17 protein-coding genes and 1 pseudogene are annotated in these 20,916 nt (G+C 66.1%); 16 read left to right on the top strand and 2 right to left on the bottom strand.

Annotated features, from left to right (window positions below; all coding sequences use genetic code 11):
- Positions 1 to 13: 13 nt before the first annotated feature.
- Both B2747_RS19315 and dcd read right to left on the bottom strand, forming a co-directional pair.
- Positions 14 to 1,351 carry a DUF389 domain-containing protein gene (locus B2747_RS19315; protein ID WP_291164922.1) on the bottom strand — a complete coding sequence of 446 codons (1,338 nt, stop codon included), beginning with the start codon at positions 1,349 to 1,351 and terminating at the stop codon, positions 14 to 16.
- A gap of 3 nt (positions 1,352 to 1,354) precedes the next feature.
- Positions 1,355 to 1,909, bottom strand: a complete 555-nt coding sequence (gene dcd / locus B2747_RS19310; protein WP_291164920.1) for a dCTP deaminase — start codon at positions 1,907 to 1,909, stop codon at positions 1,355 to 1,357.
- Positions 1,910 to 2,239: 330 nt separating this feature from the next.
- On the opposite strand from dcd, the gene B2747_RS19305 reads away from it, so the two are divergent.
- The 16 genes and pseudogenes from B2747_RS19305 to B2747_RS19230 all read left to right on the top strand — a co-directional run bounded on the left by B2747_RS19305 (position 2,240) and on the right by B2747_RS19230 (position 20,873).
- Positions 2,240 to 2,644 (top strand): NADH-quinone oxidoreductase subunit A, encoded by a 405-nt coding sequence (locus tag B2747_RS19305; protein WP_291164918.1) that lies wholly within the window; start codon positions 2,240 to 2,242, stop codon positions 2,642 to 2,644.
- A gap of 29 nt (positions 2,645 to 2,673) precedes the next feature.
- A complete protein-coding gene (locus B2747_RS19300; protein WP_291165368.1) occupies positions 2,674 to 3,261 on the top strand; it encodes an NADH-quinone oxidoreductase subunit B family protein in 588 nt (195 codons plus the stop codon).
- On the top strand, positions 3,258 to 3,998 hold the full coding sequence (locus B2747_RS19295) for an NADH-quinone oxidoreductase subunit C (RefSeq protein ID WP_291164916.1): 741 nt from the start codon (positions 3,258 to 3,260) through the stop codon (positions 3,996 to 3,998). The genes B2747_RS19300 and B2747_RS19295 overlap by 4 nt, the downstream gene beginning before the upstream one ends.
- 167 nt (positions 3,999 to 4,165) lie before the next feature.
- Positions 4,166 to 5,320 carry an NADH dehydrogenase (quinone) subunit D gene (nuoD, locus tag B2747_RS19290; protein ID WP_343125937.1) on the top strand — a complete coding sequence of 385 codons (1,155 nt, stop codon included), beginning with the start codon at positions 4,166 to 4,168 and terminating at the stop codon, positions 5,318 to 5,320.
- On the top strand, positions 5,317 to 5,868 hold the full coding sequence (locus tag B2747_RS19285; RefSeq protein WP_291164912.1) for an NAD(P)H-dependent oxidoreductase subunit E: 552 nt from the start codon (positions 5,317 to 5,319) through the stop codon (positions 5,866 to 5,868). The genes nuoD and B2747_RS19285 overlap by 4 nt, the downstream gene beginning before the upstream one ends.
- A complete protein-coding gene (gene nuoF / locus B2747_RS19280) occupies positions 5,868 to 7,196 on the top strand; it encodes an NADH-quinone oxidoreductase subunit NuoF (protein WP_291164911.1) in 1,329 nt (442 codons plus the stop codon). Before B2747_RS19285 ends, nuoF begins: the two co-directional genes overlap by 1 nt.
- 7 nt (positions 7,197 to 7,203) lie before the next feature.
- Positions 7,204 to 8,805: a 2Fe-2S iron-sulfur cluster-binding protein gene (locus tag B2747_RS19275; RefSeq protein ID WP_291164909.1), complete on the top strand. Its 1,602-nt coding sequence runs from the start codon at positions 7,204 to 7,206 to the stop codon at positions 8,803 to 8,805.
- A 77-nt stretch (positions 8,806 to 8,882) separates the two neighbouring features.
- Positions 8,883 to 9,890: pseudogene (nuoH, locus tag B2747_RS19270) on the top strand (NADH-quinone oxidoreductase subunit NuoH); the annotation flags it as partial.
- Positions 9,891 to 10,153: 263 nt separating this feature from the next.
- The gene (locus B2747_RS19265; protein ID WP_291164905.1) at positions 10,154 to 10,651 is read left to right on the top strand and encodes a NuoI/complex I 23 kDa subunit family protein; all 498 of its coding nucleotides are present in this window, start codon (positions 10,154 to 10,156) and stop codon (positions 10,649 to 10,651) included.
- Entirely contained in the window at positions 10,648 to 11,154 is a 507-nt protein-coding gene (locus B2747_RS19260) for an NADH-quinone oxidoreductase subunit J (RefSeq protein ID WP_291164903.1), read from the top strand. Before B2747_RS19265 ends, B2747_RS19260 begins: the two co-directional genes overlap by 4 nt.
- On the top strand, positions 11,151 to 11,444 hold the full coding sequence (gene nuoK, locus B2747_RS19255) for an NADH-quinone oxidoreductase subunit NuoK (protein WP_291164901.1): 294 nt from the start codon (positions 11,151 to 11,153) through the stop codon (positions 11,442 to 11,444). The genes B2747_RS19260 and nuoK overlap by 4 nt, the downstream gene beginning before the upstream one ends.
- Positions 11,441 to 13,471 carry an NADH-quinone oxidoreductase subunit L gene (nuoL, locus tag B2747_RS19250; RefSeq protein WP_291164900.1) on the top strand — a complete coding sequence of 677 codons (2,031 nt, stop codon included), beginning with the start codon at positions 11,441 to 11,443 and terminating at the stop codon, positions 13,469 to 13,471. The genes nuoK and nuoL overlap by 4 nt, the downstream gene beginning before the upstream one ends.
- A gap of 12 nt (positions 13,472 to 13,483) precedes the next feature.
- Positions 13,484 to 15,058 carry a complex I subunit 4 family protein gene (locus tag B2747_RS19245; protein WP_291164898.1) on the top strand — a complete coding sequence of 525 codons (1,575 nt, stop codon included), beginning with the start codon at positions 13,484 to 13,486 and terminating at the stop codon, positions 15,056 to 15,058.
- Between the two features lie 3 nt (positions 15,059 to 15,061).
- On the top strand, positions 15,062 to 16,627 hold the full coding sequence (locus tag B2747_RS19240; protein ID WP_291164896.1) for an NADH-quinone oxidoreductase subunit N: 1,566 nt from the start codon (positions 15,062 to 15,064) through the stop codon (positions 16,625 to 16,627).
- Between the two features lie 88 nt (positions 16,628 to 16,715).
- Complete coding sequence (locus B2747_RS19235) at positions 16,716 to 18,089, top strand: phosphomannomutase/phosphoglucomutase (RefSeq protein ID WP_343125936.1); 1,374 nt, start codon at positions 16,716 to 16,718, stop codon at positions 18,087 to 18,089.
- A 21-nt stretch (positions 18,090 to 18,110) separates the two neighbouring features.
- Positions 18,111 to 20,873 carry a UPF0182 family protein gene (locus tag B2747_RS19230; protein WP_291164892.1) on the top strand — a complete coding sequence of 921 codons (2,763 nt, stop codon included), beginning with the start codon at positions 18,111 to 18,113 and terminating at the stop codon, positions 20,871 to 20,873.
- The last annotated feature ends 43 nt before the right edge of the window (positions 20,874 to 20,916 follow it).

Raw genomic sequence — 20,916 nt, 5'->3', positions numbered from 1 at the left:
TTGGCGCTGGAAGTCAGCGCTGACGCGTGATCACGAGTTCGACGCGCGTTGGCGCGAAACGCGACGTGAGGCGCGCGCGCAAGCGGCGCTCGTCGGTGGCGGTGACCGCGCGCGAGACCTGCAAGTGCACCACGAGTACCGGTACCGAGAGTGAATCGCCCGGTATACGTTGGTCGCCCTGCGCCACGGTCACCGACACCGCCTCCGGAAACTCCGCCTGGAGTTCGGTGAGCAACTGCGCCCGTGCAATTTGCGCGGTGCGCGCAGTGGAGGCCTCGAGTTGCAGTTCACGAACCCGCTGCTGCAACTCCTGTGTCGTGCTGCTGAACAGATCGCGCTGCAGGTCGCGCTGCAGGTCGCGACGCAGCGAGGCCATGTCGAGCTGATCGCCACCCACCTGACGAATGCGCACCGTGGCGGCGCCGGACGTGGGTCCCGAGAGCCGCGCCGCCAAGAGCTCGGCAAAGTCGTCTGGTGGCGGCGTGCCCCCGAGCGTCAGTGAGAGCGTGCGGCTGCGCGCGTCGATATCACTGGCCAGCAGCACGATGGACTGATTGGCCGACAGATCGCGCACGAGGCGGCCGGCGGCGGCCGCAAAAAACTCCTGCTGCACGAGACGGTAGGCCAGCCAGGTGCTGGGAACCAGCATGGCCGTGACGGCCACCCCAATGGCGAGCCGGGTGCGTCGGCGTACCGCGTCATCGACCACCCCACGCGAAGGCAGGCGCAACAGCTTCACCACCGACAAGGTGGCGAACGCGATGAACACGGCGTTGATGGAGAAGAGATAGAACGCGCCACCGAAGTAGCTCAGGTTGCGCGACGCAAGACCGAAGCCGGCCGTACAGAGCGGCGGCATGAGTGCGGTAGCAATGGCCACACCAGGCACCACATTGGAGACCTCGCGCCGCGTGAGGGCCACAATGCCGGCGGCGCCTCCGAAGAAGGCAATGAGCACATCCCACAACGTGGGACTGGTGCGGGCCAGCAGTTCCGACTGGGCCTGCGACAGCGGACTGATGGCGAAATACACCGTGGCCGTTGTCAGGCTGATGAACACGAACAGCCCCAGCGTGCGCAGCGCGCGCTTGATGAGCCCGAAGTCGTTCACCCCGGCGCCGTAGCCAATGGCAACGATGGGGCCCATCAGCGGCGAGATGAGCATCGCGCCGATGATGACCGCCGTGGAGTTCACATTCAGTCCCACCGACGCCACGAAGATGGCGAAGATGAGCACCCAGAGGTTGGTGCCTGCGGCCTGCACGCCCGCCTCGATGGCCTCGTGGATGGCGTCCGGCTCGCGCTGATCGCGTCGCAAGTCGAACAGGCGGAGCACTCGCAGCCCCTTCACCACTCAGATCCGGGGCAGGGTCACTCCGTGCTGGCCCTGATACTTGCCCTTCTTGTCGCCGTAGCTGACTTCCGGATCTTCATCACCGGTGAAGAACACCACCTGCGCGATGCCTTCGTTGGAATAGATCTTGGCCGGCAGCGGCGTGGTGTTGGAGATCTCGAGCGTCACGTAGCCTTCCCACTCGGGCTCGAACGGCGTGACGTTGGTGATGATACCGCAACGCGCGTAGGTGCTCTTGCCCACAGTGAGCGTGAGCACGTTGCGTGGAATGCGGAAGTACTCAACGCTGCGGGCCAGCGCGAAGGAATTGGGCGGCACGATGCACACGTCTCCCTCGAACTCCACGAAGCTCTTCGGATCGAAATGCTTGGGGTCGACGATGGAGCTGAGCGCGTTGGTGAAGATCCGGTATTCGGAGGCCACCCGCATATCGTAGCCATAGGAGCTGACACCGTACGAGATGACGCCCTGGCGCACCTGGCGGTCTTCAAACGGTTCGATCATGCCATGGTCGCGCGCCATGCGCGTAATCCAGCGGTCTGAGCAGAGCCCCATGTGGCGAAGTGTGCTGAAGGTGGAAACCGTTAGGACCGAGTGGTCCATGCTCCGTGCCCCGCGAACCGGGACAGGCGCTCGGCGCGGTAAGTTAGGGACATGTCGGCCTTGGCGCCAAAGCCCAGAGTTTGCAGCTCGCGATCTCCCGCGAGAGCGAGCTTAGCCGTGCGAATATGAGTTTGCAGGTTACTTCGCACAAAAACATCTTTGTGTGCTGTTGAGTGCGGCCGGTCCGGCGCATAGCTTCTTCAGGATCCTTTGTGAATTCTTTCACGAACTCCGGGACGATCCGGAGATCGTGAACGTGCGACGCATCTCCGCTGCTGCCTGATGCTCCGATCCTATCTGCCGGTCCTGCTGCTGCTTGGCTTCGTCATCCTGAACGCGGTGCTGATCCTCGGCATCAGCCACCTGACGACCAAGGCGCAACCCACACCTGTCAAATCCCAGCCCTACGAGTCCGGTATCAGCCCGCTTGGTGATGCCCGGGATCGCTTCTCGGTGAAGTTCTATCTCGTCGCGATGCTCTTCATCGTGTTCGACATCGAGACGGTGTTCATGATTCCGTGGGGCGTGCACTACCGTCAGCTCTCCTGTCAGGTGCCGCTCCTCAACGGGGTGTGCCCGACCGGACAGTTGTCGTTCTTCGGGCTCGGCGAAATGCTGGTGTTCGCGCTCATCCTGGTGGTGGGCTTCATCTATGTGTGGAAGAAGGGAGCGTTGACGTGGGACTGACCTCGGCCACGGATCGTCGCCTCGTGCAGATGGACCCCGGCTCGCAGGACGGCTGGGTCACGACGCGACTCGACTTCCTCGTCAATTGGGCACGCGCCGGTTCGCTCTGGCCCATGCCCTTCGGCACCGCGTGCTGCGCCATCGAGTTCATGGCCACGGCGGCCAGCCGGTTCGACCTGTCGCGCTTCGGTATGGAGCGTTTGAGCTACTCCCCGCGCCAGGCAGACGTCCTGCTGTGCGCCGGTCGCGTGCCACTCAAACTGGCCCCTGTGCTGCGCCGCATCTATCAGCAGATGCCGCAGCCCAAGTGGGTCATCTCCATGGGCGCCTGCGCCTCGACGGGCGGCATGTTCGACAACTACGCCGTGGTGCAGGGCATCGACACCATCATTCCGGTGGACGTCTACGTACCGGGTTGCCCGCCGCGGCCGGAAGCGCTCATGCACGCCATCATCATGCTGCAGAAGAAGGTGATGACGGAGCGTCTCAAGGACAGCACACGTCACGTGGAAATCGAGCCGGATCCGTCCAGCCAGCTCTACATTCCGCCCTCGCGCATCGACGAGTTGTCGGAGCCGTTCGGCAACTCGGTGCATCAGACTCGCTCTGCGCCATGACCACTCCGGTTTCTGGAAACGACGTGAGCAGCACGTCGCCGGTCATGGCAGCCGTTGCGGCCGACGCCAACGGCTCGCCCATCACGCCGGTCAACATTCCACGCACCGGCGCGCCGGCCAACCCGACCGCCGCGGCCCTGGTGGCGCGCTTCGGGCCGGCGATCACGCGCGTTGAGGTGATCTGGGGCGAGACCATTGTGTACGTGACGCGCGAGGCCCTGCACGGGGTCGTGCGCTGGCTGCACGACGAGCCCAGCGAACGCTACGACTATCTGGTCGACGTCACCGCCGTGGAGTACCGCGGCGGCGGGCGTCCCCTCGAAGTCGTGTGGCACCTGCGCGCGCTGGGCCATCGGCGCTTTCTGCGCCTCAAGGTGGAACTCGAGCCCGGCACGCCGCTCGAGGTGCCGAGCGTCATGGACATCTATACCGGCGCCAACTGGCTGGAGCGCGAGTGCTTTGACATGTTCGGCATCCGCTTCGAGGGCCATCCGGACATGCGGCGCATTCTCATGTGGGAGCAGTACCGGGAAGGCCATCCGCTGCGCAAGGATTTCCCGCTGCGCGGACGCTTCTCTCGCTCTGAACAGCTCAAGCAGGCGCTGGCCGCCGAACCGGAAGCGCGCTACTCCATGGAAGAACTGAGCATCGCCGAGGCCTTCGACTCGCTGCCTGAAGACATGAAGCGTCGCCTTCGCGAGCAGTCGGCCACCCAGCCGCTGGTGGAGGGCGAATGAGCGCGCGTCGCACCATCGAAGTGGCGCTTGGCACAAGTGGACTCGACGCGCAGGGTGTGCCGCTGCGCGCGCCACTGGTGGCCCAGGGCGGGGCAGCCGTGGCGCGTGAAGGCGCCGGCACCGCGCTCGCTCCCCTTGGCGGAGAGCCCGAGTTCGACGCCGATCACATGCTCATCAACATCGGGCCGCAGCACCCGGCGACGCACGGCGTGTTGCGTCTGGTGCTCGAGCTCGATGGCGAAACCGTCGTGCGGTGCATTCCGCACATCGGCTATCTGCACTGCGGCTTCGAGAAGATCGGCGAGTATCGCCAGTACAACCAGATCATCCCGTGGACCGACCGCGAGGATTATCTCAACTCGCCGGGCAACAACGTGGCGTTCGTGCTGGGTGCGGAGCGGCTCTTCGGCGTGGGCATGACAGAGCGTACGAAAGTGCTGCGTGTCATCCTCATGGAGCTCTCCCGCATCATGTCGCACCTGGTGTGGCTGGGTACGACCTCGGTGGACATCGGCGCGTTCACGCCGTTCCTGTGGCTGTACCAGGAACGCGAGAACATTTACAACCTGCTCGAGGGCTGGGTGGGCGCGCGTCTGACCACCACCGCCACGCGCGTGGGTGGCATGGCCGCCGACCTGCCTGATGGCTGGCTCGACGGCCTGCGCGCTTTCCTCAAGGGGTTCCCCAAGACCCTCGAGGAGTCGGTGGGCATGCTCGAGACGAACGCCATCTGGGCCGGTCGGACCGTGGGCCTTGGCGCCATGAGTGCGCAGGAGGCGGTGAACGCGGGGCTCTCCGGCCCCATGCTGCGCGCGTCGGGTGTGGCCTACGATGTGCGCAAGGACTTCCCGTATCTCGACTACGAGACCTACGACTTCGACGTACCCGTCGGCACGCAGGGCGACGTCTACGATCGCTTCCTCGTGCGCGTGGAAGAGATGCGGCAGAGTGTGCGCATTCTGGAGCAGGCCCTGCAGCGTCTGCCAGGTGGCCCCATCAACATCGACGACCCGCGTCTCATCCTGCCGCCCAAGCACAAGGCGACGAGCGAGATGGAATCGATGATCCATCACTTCAAGCTGGTGATGGAAGGCCCGCGTCCACCCGTCGGCGAGTGCTATGTGGCGGTCGAAAGCCCCAAGGGCGAGAAGGGCTACTACTTCGTGAGCGATGGAACGAGCAAGCCGGTACGCTGGCGCATCCGCCCGCCGTCGTTCGTGAATCTCTCGGCCATCCCGCAGATGGTCGAGGGACACCTGCTGTCTGACGTGATCGCGATCAACGCGAGCATCGATATCGTCATGGGAGAGATCGACCGATGAGTCACGGTCCATCGGCAAGTGGCGGCGCCATCGTGTCGGCTCCACCGCATGGCCATCATCACGACGAACCGCACGAGCCGGTCTTTGTCGGTGCCGCGCGTGCAGAGCTCGACAAGATTCTCTCGCGCTATCCCACCAAACAGGCGGCGCTGCTGCCCGCGCTGTGGATGCTGCAGGATGCCCGCGGTTGGGTGAGCGAGCAGGGCATCGAGGAAGTGGCCCGTGTGCTCGAGCTCACGCCGGCCTACATCAAGGGCGTGGTGAGCTTCTACACCATGTACCACCAGCATCCGGTGGGGAAGCACTTCATCCAGGTGTGCACCACCACGCCGTGCAACGTGTGCGGCGCGGAAGATGTGGTGAAGAGCTTCCTCGAACACACCGGCTGCGGCGATCTCGGACTGACCAGCGCCGACGGCCGGTACACGGTCATCGAGGTGGAGTGTCTTGGCGCCTGTGGCTTTGCCACGCCCGTCATGATCAACAACGACTTCATCGAGTCGGTGACGCCCGAGTCGGTGCCGCGCATTCTGTCGGAGCTGAAGTAATGGGTTATCCGCATCCTTCGCATCCCCGCGAAACACCGGTGCTGTCGCGCTACTTCGGCGATGCCGAGGCGCGCACGCTGGCCGGCTGGCGGGCACGTGGTGGGTATGAAGCGCTGCAGAAGGCGCTGGCCATGGACCCGCAGGACATCCAGAACGTGGTCAAGGATTCGGGGCTGCGCGGTCGCGGCGGCGCCGGATTCCCAACGGGCATGAAGTGGTCATTCATGAAACCCGACGGCAAGACGCACTACCTGTGCTGCAATGCCGATGAGTCGGAGCCCGGCACGTTCAAGGATCGCGAGATCATGCGCTGGACGCCGCACGGCCTGGTGGAGGGTGTCGCGCTCGGCGCGCACGCCATTTATGCCGAGACGGCGTACATCTACATCCGCGGCGAGTTCACCGAGCCCTATGCGCGCGTGTGTGCAGCGGTGGAGGAGGCGTATGCCGCCGGCATTCTCGGTGCCAACGCCATGGGCAGCGGCAAGCGTGTGGATGTGCACGTGCATCGCGGGGCCGGGGCTTATATCTGCGGCGAGGAAACGGCGCTCATGAACTCGCTGGAGGGGCGTCGCGGCAATCCACGCATCAAGCCGCCCTTCCCGGCGGTGGCGGGCCTGTTCGGCAAGCCCACCACCATCAACAACGTGGAAACGCTCACCACGGTCCCGTATATCATCAAGAACGGGGCAGAGTGGTACAAGCAGTTCGGTCGTCCGGACAACCCCAAGAGCATCGGCACCAAGTTGTTCTCGGTCTGCGGCAACATCACGCGCCCGGGCAACTACGAAGTCGCGCTGGGGTTCCCGTTCAAGGAGTTCCTGTACGATCTCTGTGGCGGGCCGCTGCCCGGCCGCGAAATCAAGGCGGTCATCCCCGGTGGTTCGTCGGTGCCCATCCTCACGCGTGAGGAAGCCGAGGCGGCCATCATGGACTACGAAGGCATGGTGGCGGCTGGCACGATGTTGGGCTCCGGCGGTGCCATCGTATTCGACGATCGGCAGTGCATGGTGCGACAGATTGCGCGCCTGACGCGCTTCTATGCGCACGAGAGCTGCGCGCAATGCTCACAGTGCCGCGAGGGCACGGCGTGGATCACGCGCATCATGGAACGTATCCGCGACGGCGAAGGCACGATGGAGGACCTCGACACGCTGCTGTCCATTGCCGACAACATGAGCGGCAAGACGATCTGCGTGTTGAGCGATTCCTGCGCGACGCCGGTCATTTCGGGACTCAAGAAGTTCCGCCACGAGTTCGAGGCGAAGATTGCCGCGAACCCGTCGAAGGTCACCGTTCCCGCGGCGCTGCGCGCCTCGGCGGCCTGAGGGACGCATGGCAGAGTTGAAGATGGTGAACCTCACGATTGAAGGCCGGCCGGTGCAGGTGCCGGACGGTCTGTCGATCCTCGAGGCCGCCAAGACGGCCGGTGTGCTCATCCCGCACTATTGCTACCACCCGGGTCTTCCGGTGGCGGGCGTGTGCCGCATGTGCCTCGTCGAAGTCGAGAAGATGCCCAAGCTGGCGCCGGCCTGTGCCACGTCGGTGATGGAAGGTCAGGTTGTGCACGTGCACTCGCCCAAGGCACTCGAAGCGCGCAAGGGTGTGCTGGAGTTCCTGCTCATCAACCATCCACTCGACTGCCCCATCTGCGATCAGGCGGGTGAGTGCGAGTTGCAGGACTACACCTTCGCCGAAGGGCGCGCAGAGTCCCGCTACCGGGAACCCAAGCGCTTCAATCCGGTGGAGGATTTTGGCGGCGATGTCCTGTACGTGCAGAACCGGTGCATTCTCTGCACACGCTGCGTGCGCTTCATGAGTGACGTGGCGCAGGAGCCGGTGCTGAACGTGTCCGAGCGCGGCGACCGCGCTTTCATCGGCAAGGCCGAAGGACATGACCTCACCAACCCGTGGGCGGCAAACGTCATCGATCTGTGCCCGGTTGGTGCGCTGCTCAGCAAGGATTTCCTCAACAAGGCGCGTGCGTGGGAGCTGGATCGTGCGCCCACGGTGTGCACGGGCTGCAGCCAGGGCTGCAACGCGGTGGCAGAGTCACGCGACAACGTGATCGTGCGTTTCAAGCCACGTCCCAATGAGGCCGTGAACCAGTACTTCCTCTGCGACGTGGGCCGCTCGGGCTATCGCGAGTTCAACCGCCGTGACCGCGCCGATCAGCCGCTGGTGCGATCCGGCCAGGGGCTGGCCATCGCGGAATGGGATCAGGCCATCGCGCTGGCGGCCGAGGCCCTCAGCGGTCGTCGTCTGGTGGTCCACGTGTCCCCGAACCTGTCCAACGAGGCCCTGTTCCTGCTCGAGCGTTTGCGCACGCAGCTGGGCGGCGTTGGAAGCTTTACGGTCACGCGTGGTGAGGAGTCCGTACTGCCCGGTGCGCCGGACCTCGCGCTTCGTGCGGAACGCGCCGCCAACGCCACGGGCGCCCGTGCGCTGGGTTTCACCGAAGTGACTGAGCTCGCCGCAGTCCTCAACGATGGTGACGCGCTGCTCGTGGTGGGCGACAGTCTTGAGGCCATACCGACGGACGTGCTCGCTCGCGCCGCAACCTTCGTGTATGTGGGCACCACGCTGCCGGCCATCGCCGAGGCACGTGCTGCCGTGGTGTTGCCGGTCGCCAACACGATGGAAGAAGAAGGCACGCTGACCAATCTGCGTGGCCGTGTGCAGCGTTACCTGCAGGCGCGCACGGCGCCGGGTGTGGCGCGTCCCACGTGGTATGTGTTGGCCGACTTGCTGGCGGCCGCGGGTGGGGAAGGCCGGTTCTACCTGCCGTCCGAAGTATTTGGTGCCATGACGCAGGTGCACGCCGCGTTCGCCGGTCTGAACTACGAGGCGCTGGGCCTGCGCGGACTGCCCATGCCCGGCGTGGCTGGCGCAGCAACGGGCGCCATGGCAGCCGGAACGTCAGGGGTGGCACCGTGAGTGGCATGCCGTTTCTCGCCGCTCTCGATGTGGCGTCATGGTTTCCTCGCGCCAATCCGCAAGCTGCGCCGGACGCCATCGGCACCTTTGTGGCCGCGAGCATCATCAAGATTCTCGTGTTCTTTGCGGTGTACCTCGGCACCGTGGCCATGCTCACGCTGCTCGAACGCAAGCTGGCTGCCTGGTTCCAGGATCGCCGCGGCCCCAATCGCGTGGGGCCGGGGGGCCTGCTGCAGCCCGTGGCCGACGGCCTCAAGAACTTCATGAAAGAAGAGACCAATCCGCCGTTCGCGGACAAGTGGCTCTTCATCATCGCTCCGGCACTGGCCTTCATTCCGGCCCTGCTCACCTGGGCCGTCATTCCGTTTGCCGCGCCACTCCCGACACCGTGGGGCCTTGTGGACATGGCCATCGCGCCGCTGCCGGTGGGATTCCTGTTCACGCTCGCGATTTCGTCGCTTGGTGTGTACGGACTCGTGCTCGCGGGCTGGGCCTCCAACAACAAGTACGCTCTGCTGGGTGGTTTGCGTTCCAGCGCGCAGATGGTGTCGTACGAAATCGCGATGGGTATGTCCACCATCCCGGTCCTGTTGCTTGCCGGCAACGTCTCACTGACCGCCATCGTGCAGCAGCAGGCCACGATGGGTTGGAACGTGCTGTCGCTCACCGTCGCGTGGTTCACGTTCCTTGTGGCGGCGTTCGCCGAAACGAACCGCCTGCCGTTTGACTTGCCGGAAGCGGAATCGGAACTCGTGGCGGGTTACCACACGGAGTACAGCGGCATGAAGTTCTCGATGTTCTTCATCGCCGAATACGCCAACATGCTCACGGTCAGCGGCCTGACGGCGGCGCTGTTCTTCGGTGGATGGGACGTGCCCTTCACGCAGTGGGACAACGTCGCGCCGTATACGGTGGCCAAGACACTGGCGACGCTGGCCATGATGGTGGGGAAGATCGGTTTCTTCATCTTCCTCTTCATGTGGATCCGCTGGACGCTGCCGCGCTTCCGCTACGACCAGCTGATGTCCCTGGGCTGGAGCATCATGCTGCCGTTGGCCCTCGGCTACATCGTGGTCATTGCCAGCGCGACCCTGGCACTCGACATGCTCGGCGTGGCGCGCGGCCCGATGTTCTCCCTCGCACTGCTGGGTCTCAACGTCGTCATCATAGCCGTGCTGTTGGCCTGGCTCGACCGCGGCAAACTCATCAGCCCCGCCAGCGCCCGCGTGGCGCCCATGGACCTGGAGCGACTCCGGGCGCGGGGACTCGACCTAACCCGGCGCCAACTGACGGCGCCCCGGCCGGCGGTCCAGACGCCGGCCCCGGCTCTCACTGAGGGACGCGACTGATGGCCATCGGCGTCAAGGTGCTCAATCGGCCGCTCGATCAGGTGAGTTATGTGCGGGCCACGCTCAAGGGCATGGCCACCACGCTCAAGCATCTGGTCGATCCGCACAAGGTCACCATGCAGTATCCGGAGACCAAATGGGATCTCTCGCCGCGCTGGCGCGGCACGCATCGCATGCTCACCACCGAGGACGGCAAGGCCAAGTGCGTGGCCTGCGGCCTCTGTCCGACGGTGTGCCCCGCCAACTGCATCAAGCTCACGCCGGGCGAGGACGAACAGGGCAATCGCTATCCGCTCGTTTTCGAGATCGACGAGTTCCGCTGCATTTTCTGCGGCTACTGCCAGGAAGTGTGCCCGGAAGAGGCCATTCACGTTGGGCGGCACTACGAGAACGCGGAGTATGACCGCGCGTCGTTCGTGTACGACCTCGAGCGGCTCACGGCGCAGACGCATCCGGTGAGCGAGTTGTGGGACCCTGCAGACCCGAAGGGCGAATGAGCGGCTTTTTCGCCTTCCAGTTCTACCTGTTCGCGCTGCTGGCCATCGCGTCGGCGCTGCTGTTCGTGACGCGCAAGAACCCGGTGCCGGCGGCGCTGTGGCTGGTGAACGTGATGTTTGCGCTGTCCGGCCTGTATGTCATGCTCGACGCGCCCTTCGTCGGCGCCATTCAGGTGCTGGTGTACGCCGGCGCGATCATGGTGGTGTTCGTCTTCGTCGTCATGCTGCTCAATCTGGGCCGCAGTGAGATCAGCGACCTGCGTTCATTGGGTGCGCGACTCGGGGCCGGGTTCGTGGGACTCGCGCTGTTGGCCAACCTGCTCGTCGTGCAGCGCCAGCGCTTTCCGCGGCTCGAGTCGGCACAGGCCTCGGACAACGTGGTCACGCCGGTGGCCGCGTCGCTCTTCACCGACTATCTGGTGGCCTTCGAGCTGACGAGCGTGGTGCTGCTCGTGGCCGTCGTGGGCGCCGTGCTGCTGGCCAAGAAGCGGGTACAGTCATGATCACCGAAGCCCTTATCGTCTCCGCGATTCTCTTCGCGATTGGCGTGGTCGGCGTGCTGACCCGTCGCAACGCCATCATCCTGTTCATGTGCGCAGAGCTCATGCTCAACGCCGTGAACCTCAGCTTTGTGGCGTTCGCCAAGCTGCACAACGTGACCGGTCAGGTGTTCGTGATCATGGTCATGACCGTGGCGGCGGCTGAAGCGGCCATCGGGCTCGCCATCATCATCTCCATCTTCCGGCATTACGGCACGGTGGACCTGTCCTCGCTCCGGGCGCTCCGCGGATGATTGCTGCCCTGCTGCCCCTGCTCATTCTGCTGCCCCTCCTGGGCTTCGTGGCGAACGGCCTGATCGCCGTCACGCGCCGCGCGGAGCCGGGGGCCGACGCGCCCAGTACCGCGCGCCATCCGCTCGTCACGCTCATTGGCCCCGGTGTCATCATCGCCGCCTTCGCTCTCGCCATTGCGCTGTTCATGCGCATGCGCGTGGGCATGAGTGGTCCAGCCATTGTGTCGCTCGGCCAGTGGATGCCCGTGGGCAATCTGGTGATCGACTGGAGTTTCCAGCTCGATCAGCTCTCCATGCTGATGGTGCTGGTCATTACCGGCGTGGGCTCGCTCATTCATCTGTTTTCGATCGGGTACATGAAGGAGGACCCGGGCTACGCGCGCTACTTCGCGTATCTCAACCTCTTTGTGGTCTTCATGCTGGTGCTGGTCCTCGGCGGCAGCTACGCCGTGATGTTTGTGGGCTGGGAAGGCGTGGGGCTCGCGTCCTACCTGCTCATCGGCTTCTGGTTCGGCGAGCGCGCCAATGTGGAAGCCGGCAACAAGGCCTTCGTGGTCAATCGCGTGGGTGACTTCGGTTTCCTCGTGGCCATGTTCCTGATCTGGAGCACCACGCAGCATCTCGACTTCGCCGGGGCGCACGCAGCGCTCACGCCGATGGCGGGAACGCCCGTCGTGTTGGCCATCGCGCTCATGCTGTTTGTCGGCTGCGCGGGCAAGAGTGCGCAGCTGCCGCTGTACATCTGGTTGCCTGACGCCATGGCAGGCCCAACGCCCGTGTCGGCACTGATTCATGCCGCCACCATGGTGACGGCCGGCGTCTACCTCGTCGCCCGCGCGGCGCCGATTTTTGCCGGTGCACCGGAGGCTTCGCTGGTGGTGGCCACCGTGGGCGCGCTGACGGCGCTGTTTGCCGCCACGATTGCCCTGCGCCAGTGGGACATCAAGAAGGTGCTGGCCTACTCCACCGTCTCGCAGCTCGGTTACATGTTCATGGCGGTCGGGGTGGGGGCGTACACCGCCGGCGTCTTTCATCTGGTCACGCATGCGTTCTTCAAGGCGCTGCTCTTTCTGGGCGCCGGTTCGGTGATTCACGCCATGCATCACGCGTATCACCACACGCACCGTGACGAGGATCCGCAGGATCTGCGCAACATGGGCGGCCTCGCGCGCTACATGCCGGCCACTGCCGGCGCGATGGCGCTGGCCACGGCCGCCATTGCCGGCGTGCCGCCGCTCGCCGGTTTCTTCTCGAAGGACGAAATCCTGGCCTCGGTCTTCGCCCGGGCGCACGGTTCGCCGCTGGCCTCGGCCACGCTGCTCGGCATTCCCGGCACCACGCTGCTGTACGTGGTGTATGGCATCGGCCTCGTCACCGCGCTGCTGACGGCCATCTACATGACGCGCATGCTGGTCCTGACCTTCTTCGGCGAGAATCGCACCGGGGAAGGGGAGCGCGCGGCGCTGCACGAGGCCCCGCTCATCATGACCGCGCCGGTGCTGGTGCTCGCGGTGCTCACGGTGGGTGGTGGATGGCTCAATCTGCCGTCGCTGCTGCCCATGGGTCCGGTGGGACTGCTCGACAAGTGGCTGGCACCCGTTACCGGTGCGAGCGCCGCACAACTGGCTGGCCCCAACGCGCATGTGGATCATGCGACGGAGCTGGTGCTCGTGGCCATTGCCATTGCCATTGCCCTGGTGGGCATTGCCGTGGCACTCGTCGTGTTTCGTCGACCGCAGGCCGACAAGGCCAATTCCCCGGAGGATCGTTCGCTGCTGGCGCGTGCCTATGGTGTGGACGACATCGTCAACGCGGTCATTGTGCGCCCCGTGCGTGGCCTGGCCGACGCGGTGCTGACGCGTGGAGTGGAGCGTGGCGTCGACGGCGGGCTCTCGGCCGGTGGGTCGCTGCTCACGCGCACGGCCTCGCTGGTTGGCACCAAGCTGCAGGACGGCGATGCCGGCAAGTATGCCTGGCTGCTTGCTGCCGGAGCCATCGTGCTCATCTCCGCCCTTTCGCTGAGCTGAGGCGCGCACATCATGCATGACTTCCTGGTTTCGTTGGGTGTGGATCGCTGGGTGTTGCCGGTGCTCATCGGCTGGCCGGTGGTCGCCGCCGTCCTCGTGCGTCTGCTTGGTTGCGACACCTCGCGCGAACGGCTCGGCACGGAAGCGCCGAGTGGTGGGCCGGACGCCCGCACGCTGACGGCCGCTGCGCTGGTGGTGGAAGGGCTTCTGACACTTGCCCTGTGGGGCGTGTTCGATCCCGCACGTGATGGCTGGCAGGCCCGGTGGGATTTGCCGTGGTTGCCCGACTTCGGCTCCACAGTCAGCCTCGGTGTGGACGGTTTGTCGCTGCCCCTGGTGCTCATGACCGGTGTGGTGCTGCCGGTGGCATTCATTGCGTCGTGGGACAACGTGCGTGTCCGGACGCCGGCCTTCGGCGCGCTGGCGCTGCTGCTTACCAGCGGTCTGATGGGCGTGTTCGTGGCGCTCGACCTGCTGGTGTTCTACCTCGCGTGGGAGTTGATGCTCATTCCCACGTACCTCCTGGTGGGTGTCTGGAGCACGGCAGGCAACACGCGCGCGAGTCTGCGCTACGTGTTGTTCACGTTGGTGGGTTCGCTGCTCATGCTGGTGGCCATCATCGCCCTGTGGTCGGTGGGCGACGGCAGTTCGATGCACCTGGATGCGCTGAGCACGCTCACGCTGTCGCCGACGGCGCAGCTGCTCATGTTCGGCGCGTTCTTCGCGGCCTTCGGCGTCAAGTCGGCGCTGTTCCCGTTCCACACCTGGTTGCCCGATGCGCAGCAGGTGGCGCCAACCTTTGCCTCGGTGACGCTCGGCCTCAAGGTCGGCGCGTATGCGATACTGCGCTTCGCCATCCCGCTGTTTCCGGCGGCGGCCACGCACGACACGGTGCGCATGGTCATCCTCGTGCTCAGCGTGGTGTCCATCGTGTACGGCGCCCTCGTGGCGATGGCACAGAAGGATCTCAAGCGACTCATCTCCTACAGCTCCATCAGTCACCTCGGCTTCATCATGCTGGGCTGCTTCACGCTCACCCAGCAGAGCGTTGAAGGGGCGGTGATGAGCATCGTGAACAGCGGCCTTGCCACCTCGGCGCTGTTCCTGGTGGCCGGCATGCTGGAGGATCGCACGGGCAGCACGTCGCTCGACGCCTTCGGTGGCATGGCGCGACGCACACCGATGCTGGCTACCATGCTGGTTGTGGCGATGCTGTCCACGGTGGCGCTGCCTGGCACCGCCGGGTTCGTGGGTGAGTTCCTTGTGCTCATCGGCACCTACGCGGAGTTCCCGGTGCTGGCCGTCGTTGCCACCACGGGTGTGGTGTTCGCTGCGGCCTATGGGCTCAAGGCGCTGCAAGGTGTGTTGTTCGGTCCGTTCGACGCCGAACGCCACGCCACGCTCCGCGATCTCGGATTCCACGAGCGCGCCGCACTGGTTGTGTTGGCCGCAGGCATCGTGGCGGTGGGTGTGGCGCCGGCTCCCGTGCTCAAGCGCCTCGATCGCCCCACCCAAAGTCTCATTGAAGCGGTGCGCTTCGGGCCCAACGCCCCGGCGCCCACTCCCCCTGTTTCGCTGGGACGTTGACGGATGACGGATGTCATGAACGCCGGCGCCATTCTGCAGGCCCTTGCCCCCGAGTTGCTGTTGTCGGCCGGGGCCATGGCCATGCTGCTGGCCGCCGTCTGGAAGCCGCAGCAGGTCGCTGCCACTTCGGCTGAAGGGGCCGAGCGTACCATCGCGATCACGCGCTTCGGTACGGCCCTCTGCCTCATGGCCGCCCTCGTGGTGGCCATCGCCTGGGGTGACGGCGTCGGAGGCACCCCCGACGGGCGGATTGCCGGAGACGGGTTCCGCTGGGCCGTGGACTTCGTGCTCTTGCTCGGCACCATCCTCACGCTTGGTTTGGTGGAGATCGATCACCAGCGCAGCGGGGCCTACAGCCCCGAGGTGCCGGTGCTCATCATCCTCGCCACCGTCGGCATGATGGTGCTGGCGGCCGCGCGCGATCTGATGTTCGTGTTCCTCGGCATCGAACTCATGTCACTGGCGGTATACGTGTTGGCCGGCCTCAACCGGCGCAGCGCGCGCGGCGCCGAGTCCGCCATCAAGTACTTCCTGCTGGGTGCGGTCTCGAGTGGGTTCCTGTTGTACGGCGTCGCGCTGCTGTACGGCGCCACTGGCAGCACGCGCCTCGAGGACATTGGGCAGTGGGCCGCCGCGCAGGCCACGTTCTCTCCGGTCTTTGTGGTGGGCATCGCGCTGCTGTTCGTCGGCTTTGGCTTCAAGGTGGCCGCCGCGCCGTTCCACTTCTGGACACCGGATGTCTACGACGGCGCGCCATTGCCCATCGCGGCCTACATGTCGGCCACGGTGAAGACGGCGGCGTTTGCGGTGTTTGCGCGTGTGCTGGTGGAGTCGCTGGCCGCTGCGGCGCCGCGCTGGCACAGCAGCCTCTGGTGGCTGGCGGTTGCCACGATGGTGGTGGGCAACGTGTTCGCCCTGTCGCAGAAGAACCTCGTGCGCATGATGGCGTATTCGAGCATTGCGCATGCCGGCTACCTGCTGGTCGCACTGGTGGTGGCCACCCCCGCGTCGACCTCGGCGCTCGTCTTCTACATGGTGTCGTACACGCTGGCCACGATGGGCGCCTTTGGCGTGCTCATTGTCGTCAACAATGGTCGTGATCGCAGCCTGACGCTGGACGACGTGTCCGGCCTCTGGCTCGAGCGGCCATGGCTGGCCAGCGCCATGGCCGTGTTCCTGCTCGCCTTCATGGGCATGCCGCTGGTGGGCGGTATGGGGTTCTTCGCCAAGTGGTATGTGCTGCAGGCCGCGCTGCAGGCGCCGGCGCCGCAGACCATCCTGGCGGTGGTCCTGGTGGTCACGAGCGCGGTATCGGCCGCGTATTATCTGGGCGTGGTGGCTGCCATGTTCATGAGGCCGCGCCCGGCGGACCAGCCACTTGCCTCCATGTCGGTGCTGTCGCATTCGCTCATCGCGGCCACCGCCGCCCTGCTGCTGTTCTTCGGCATGTATCCCACGCCGGTGACGCGTCTGGCGCAGTTGGCCATCACCAGCGGCAACACGCCCGCCGCACCGGTCCCGGAGCGCGGGGCGCCGGCACGGGTTCAGGCGGCGAGCGTCGCGCGCTGAGCCGCGCTGAGTAGTTTGTCTCTGGAGGCCGGAGCGCAGGTGCTCCGGCCTGTCCGGTTCCGCAAATCCAACTGAGCCAATCGTGAGCATCAGCCAGACCATCTTCCGGCAGTACGACGTACGCGGCATCGTGGGAGAGGACCTGACGGAGGAGGTCGCATACGGCATCGGTCGTGGCTACGCCACGCTGCTCGCCGCGCGCGGGATCGCGGGTGCGGTGGCGGTGGGACGTGACAATCGGCCCAGCGGCACGGCGCTGCGCGATGCGCTGGTTCGCGGTTTGACCGAATGCGGCGTGGACGTGGTGGACATCGGTGTGGTGCCCACGCCGTTGCTCTACTGGTCGCTGCATCATGAGCCGGTGGTTGGTGGCATCCAGATTACCGGGTCACACAATCCGCCGGAGTACAACGGATTCAAGATGTGCCTGGGCACGGGATCACTCCACGGTGCCGACATCCAGACGCTCTACGGCTACATCGTGGCCGGCGCGCATCCGGCGGGGCAGGGCCAGGTGCGGCATGTAGAGGTCATCGATCGCTACGTTGCGGACATCGCGGCGCGCATCGGACCGCTCGCGCATCCTGATGGCACCCCGCTCAAGGTGGTGTACGATTGTGGCAACGGCGCGGGCGCCCTCGTCGCCCCGCAGCTCATGCAGGCGCTTGGTGTGCAGGGCATCGGTCTGTTCACCGAGAGCGATGGCACCTTCCCCAACCACCACCCGGACCCCACTGTCCCCGAGAATCTCGAGGACTGCATTGCCGCCGTGCGCGCGCACGGCGCCGAACTGGGTGTGGCATTCGACGGCGACGCGGACCGCATCGGTGTGGTGGACGCGCAGGGTCGCATCATCTGGGGCGACCACATCCTCATTCTGTACGCGCGCGACGTCCTGGCGCGCACCGGCGTCGGGCAGCCCATCATCTTCGACGTGAAGTGTTCGCAGGCGCTCACCGACGCCATCGAGAAGGCCGGCGGGCAGGCGGTGATGTGGAAGACCGGGCACTCGCTCATCAAGGACAAGATGAAGAGCATGCAGGCCCCGATCGCCGGTGAAATGTCGGGTCACATGTTCTTCACCGAGGGCTTCCACGGACACGATGACGCGCTGTACGCCGCGGCCCGTCTGCTGCGCATTCTCGCCGACAGCGGCAAGCGCATCGACGAGTTGCTGGCGGACGTGCCGCCGTTCGTGTCCACGCCGGAAATCCGCATCGATACCGACGAGGCCACCAAATTCGCCATCATGTCCCGCGCGGTGCCGCACTTCACGGCCTCGCATGATGTCATCGATGTGGACGGCGTGCGTGTGCTCTTCGGTGATGGCTGGGGTTTGCTGCGCGCGTCCAATACGCAGCCGGTCATCGTGGCGCGCTACGAGGCCCGCAGCCCGGAACGTCTGGCCGAGATTCGCGGCGTGATGGAAGGGTGGCTGCGTGCGCAGGGCGTGAGCGTCTGACGCCGCGCACCCGAGGCTGAGATGCGAGGCCGCGCATGGTTGGTCGGTCTGCTGGCGGCAGCGGCCGCGCTGTTGCTCGCGGGCCGCACCGTGACGGCCCTCGTGGTCGACCATGCGTGGTACCGCGCCATGGGCGTGCCTGGTCTCTTCTGGGAGCAGCTCACCAACACGCTGTGGCTGCAGGGCGGTGCCTGGCTGGTGGGTTCCCTGTTCGCGTTTGCCAACCTGCACGCGGTCCGTCGCACCATTCTGGCGGTTGCGGTGCCGTCGCGGGTGGCCAACATCGAGCTCACGGCCATGGTGCCGGGGCGACGATTGTTCTCACTCACCGTGATCCTGTCGCTGGTGGTGGGTGCCGTGCTGGCCTGGCCGCTCGACAACTGGGAAGCGCTGCTGATGGCCCGACACGGACAGCGCTTCGGGGAAATCGAAGGCATTTTCGATCGGGACCTTGGCCACTACCTCTACTGGCTGCCGCTCGAAGAAACGCTGTATCTGTGGGCGCTGGTATCGGTGGTGGCGCTCACGGCCATGGTGCTGGTGCTGTATGCGCTCACGCGCTCCCTGCGGCTTGAAGGCCGGCGATTCGCCGCGAGCACCCATGTGCGGCGCCATTTGAGCGTGTTGGGCAGCCTGGTGTTGCTGCTGCTGGCGTGGAGCTATCGACTCGATGCGTTTGATCTGCTGACCCACGGCAGCGGCCCGGATGGCATGTTCCTGCGCGTGGACCATCGCATCACGCTGCGCATGGACACCATCCTGTCCTATGGCGCCGTACTGGCGGCGCTGGTGGTGTTTCGTGCGGGCTGGGTGGGGCAGCTGCGCACCGCCTTCATCACGCTGACCGTGGTCCTGGTTTCCGCGCTTGGTCTGCGTCATGTGGCGCCCGCCGTCGCGGCGCGGGCGCAGCCGGATGCCGATGCGCGACGTCGTGATGCCGACTACGTGGCCTCACGCGCGCTCTACAGCCGCCGCGCGTTCGACGTGGACGCCATGCAACCCGTCGCCAACGACAGCAGCGCGGCGGTGTTTGCACGGCTGGTGCTCCCGACCGCGACGCTGGCCGATCGCGTCAGCCTGTGGGATCGTGCCAGCCTGGCGGCCGGATTGGGCGAGGAACCCTCGACCGCGTCATCCAGCGTGGCCACGCGCGCAGAGAGTGCGGGAGCGCGCGCCGCGTCCGACCGTGGCGGGGCAACGGGCACGCCAGCGGGAGGGAACCTGCCGTTGCCCGCGGCGGGTTTGGCCGCGCCGGCGCCATTGCCAACCGGCTCGACCGCCGACGTGCTCTCGGCCCGCTACATCGACGCGGCCACCATCAGTTGGCGCATGAGCGATGGCCGCTTGCACGCGCTGCGCGTGCGTCGCCCCGTTGGCGCAAGCGAGCGCTGGCCGGTGAGTCTGGTGGACGTGACGCAACCCGTGCTGCGCGACCAAGTCCTGGAGTGGCCCGCGCGGGCAGACGACGTGCAGGACGCCGCACCCGACGAGCTGCCGCACGAGACCTCGCGCGGCGGCTGGCCGCTGTTCGGACCAGGCTTGAGTGAGCCGCAGTTGCTCGACGTCGCCCCGTCGCCGGCGTCGTCAGGTCTCTCCGATACCAGCGCAGTCAACGCCGCGCACCCGGTGGTGGGGGTGCCACTCGACAGTTGGCGCGCGCGTATCGCCCATGCCTGGGCCCTGCGCGACGCGTCCCTGCTGCAGCCTGACAGCCTGCGGTATCGCGCGCCGCTGCTCGTGACGCACCGTGACGTACGGGAACGCGTACAGCGACTGGCGCCGATTTTTGTGCAAGGACAGGAGCTGCAACCGCTCCTGCACGGCAACCGCCTCTATTGGGCGCTTCACCTCTACAGTGCCTCTGATCGTTACCCCCTCAGCCAGCGCTGGCAGGTCGGGGCCGGGGTGTATTCGTACTTCAAGTTGGCGGCGACTGCGCTTGTCGATGCGGCGACGGGGCAAACCCGCCTGGTTCCCGTGCGGACGCCGGATCCGGTCACGCGGACCTGGCAGACCCGGTTTCCCACACTCTTCACGGCCGACAGCCTGCTGCCGGACGGGCTGGCCGATCACCTGCCACCCGCCAGCGAGCGCGGGCTGCTGCAGATTCGCACGCTCGCCCGCTACGGCTCCCGGCTCGACGGCGCCGCGCCGCGCACCGTGCCGGACAGCGCCCTCTTTGGCGGGACGCCTGCGCCCATGGCACTTGGCAGCGGCCCGCGTCCCACCCCAGGCTGGGCCGTGCCGTTGCTCGACAGCGGCGAACAGGTGGACGGCATGGCGGTGGTGATGGGTGGAAGTGAACGCGCGACCTACTGGTGGCCGGTCTCCGGTACCAAATTGCAGTGGCGCGGACTCAACACCGCGCTGCAGATCGGGCTCGATAGCGCGCGCGCCGCCCTGCCGGATGGTGCGCGTCGGGACATGCGCCTGCGGCGCGGGCGCATCGTCGCCGTGCCCACCGCAGCGGGCCTGTTGTACCTGCAGGGCGTGCAGTGGGCGCGTGGTGATGGCAGCACGGTGGTGGCGCGCGTCGCCATCACGGATGGCGCACGAGTCGGGGTTGGGAGCACCACCGCCGAGGCGCTGTCGCGGCTCGGCGTGACGGTGAGCTCGAGTCCAACCGCAGGCGCGGCCGCCATGGATCTGGTGCCGGTGGCCGGCGAAGCAAGTGCGGCGCGCTGGTATGACGCGATGCGTCAGGCCATGCGCCGCGGAGACTGGAGTGCGTTCGGGGCAGCGTTTGATAGCCTTGGGCGCGTATTGGGACGACCGCCGCAGTGATTGCGGCCGGAGTCGTCGTCGCCGGTTCACGGCGATGGCTCCG

The sequence above is a fragment of the Gemmatimonas sp. UBA7669 genome, from assembly GCF_002483225.1.
In the GTDB taxonomy this organism is placed as follows: Bacteria; Gemmatimonadota; Gemmatimonadetes; order Gemmatimonadales; family Gemmatimonadaceae; genus Gemmatimonas.
This window is presented reverse-complemented; position numbering and strand designations above follow the sequence as displayed.